Genomic DNA, 1,198 nt, shown 5'->3' with positions numbered 1-1,198 from the left:
CTCTAGGACAAAGCCTACGTTCGTCTCTTTTTTATCTGCATCCCTTCCGCTGTTGGCCGAATGGTTCTTGATTCCCGTTACGGTCAAAGCGGGCTTGGTTTTGTCCACACAGAACGTGATCTCCTGCAGGTCTGCCGCCTGGTTCCCAGCTTTGTCGGTATAATCGATGTCAAAGGTATAGACCTGGTCGTCCTCAAAGCGGATGCTTGCCGTATGGACATCCCCGGTGCTGGTAAAGCTGCTGATGCCCGGTGCCGCCCCTCCATCTTTAGCTTTCAATACCGTCTTGATACGGCTGGTCTCAAAGTTGTGCTCTTTTATGGTCACGGTCGCGGTTCGCCCTTCCTTATAAAACGTCTCACTCTGGGCCTGATTATTGTCATACGTAACTTCCATGACCGGTGCCGTCGTATCGACCGTGAACTTCTGCTGCGGTATGTCCGCCGCCTGATGCCCGGCCAGATCCTCAAAGCTCATGGCAAACGTATAATCCCCTTCCTGTTGATACAAGATGGTCGCCGTATAGGTGGTCTGATCCGGATCCTGGCGGTTCTCATGTTTCGTCCAGCCGCTGATGGAAGGCGCACTGCCCTCACTGTTTGTCACCGTCACCTTCGCATCTGCCTCGTTGAAATTTCGTTCCGTCACGGTGATGGTCGCCGTTCTTCCTTCTTTGTAATACTCTGTCTCCGCTTCAAATTCCTTATCATAGGAATTGTTGTCATACGTAACGGCAAGGACCGGTGCCGTCTTATCGATGCTAAACGTTCGTTCCTCTCTTGTTTCATAACCGGCACGGTCGGTCAATACGGCACGGACTTTGATGTTGTTGCAGTTGTTCGTCACTTTTATACTTTTTGACAGCCCGGTCACCAGGTTCTCATCCTTTTCTACGATCTGCGCACTTCCCTGACGGATTGTTCCGTCTTCCTCAATGACGATCGTCTCTTCCTGCGTCACGGTCCCGGTCTCCACTTCTTCCACCTGATAGGTCACTTTGGCAAGACCGGAAAGGCTGTCGCCAAACGCACAGTCCACGGTCACATCTCTCTGGTACAGGTCATTTCCTGCCTGGTCTTTCCCATTCACCTTCTCCGGAATCGTCATGGTAAGCTTCGCATCCTTCTGATGCTGCTCCAAAGATTCGATGATCACCGCGTTCGGACTGACTGTTTTGCTCTTTTCCCCTACCTTGTCC

Annotated in this window: 1 protein-coding gene; it reads right to left on the bottom strand. The window is 51.8% G+C overall.

Translation table 11 applies throughout. From position 1 onward, the window contains the following. The coding region (locus DWV06_RS07215) for an Ig-like domain-containing protein (RefSeq protein ID WP_205027754.1) at window positions 1-1,107 on the bottom strand (1,107 nt) is incomplete at its 3' end. Between the last annotated feature and the right edge of the window lie 91 nt (window positions 1,108-1,198).

Source organism: Anaerosacchariphilus polymeriproducens, from assembly GCF_003363435.1.
GTDB lineage: Bacteria > Bacillota > Clostridia > Lachnospirales > Lachnospiraceae > Anaerosacchariphilus > Anaerosacchariphilus polymeriproducens.
Note: the sequence above shows the minus strand (reverse complement) of the source record. Positions and strands in the feature narration are given on the sequence as shown.